1 protein-coding gene is annotated in these 274 nt (G+C 71.9%); it reads right to left on the reverse strand.

Annotation, left to right across the window (positions count from 1 at the left end; translation table 11 throughout):
• Positions 1 to 274, reverse strand: a 274-nt coding sequence (locus tag A9Z05_RS17770) for a class I SAM-dependent methyltransferase (RefSeq protein WP_141723428.1), incomplete at both ends; no start/stop codon positions are given.

The following is a 274-nucleotide window of genomic DNA, read 5'->3' on the forward strand; positions in this document are numbered from 1 at the left end:
CGCGCGGTAGTCGCGCACGTGCGACGCGTCGCGCAGCACTTCCGCGGCCTGCAGGTACGTATCGAGCAGCGGATGGTCGTTGCCGGCGATGTCGATCATCAGCACCCGGCCGCCCGGCTTCAGCACGCGGCGCACCTCGGCGAGCGCCGCGCGCATGTCGTGCCAGTGATGCGCGCTCATCCGGCTCACGACCCAGTCGAACGTCGCGGTGTCGAACGGCAGCCGCTCGGCCGGACCCTGCTGCGTGCGGATGTTCGCGAGCCCGCGTTCGCGC

It is taken from the genome of Burkholderia sp. A2, from assembly GCF_001729305.1.
In the GTDB taxonomy this organism is placed as follows: Bacteria; Pseudomonadota; Gammaproteobacteria; order Burkholderiales; family Burkholderiaceae; genus Burkholderia; species Burkholderia sola.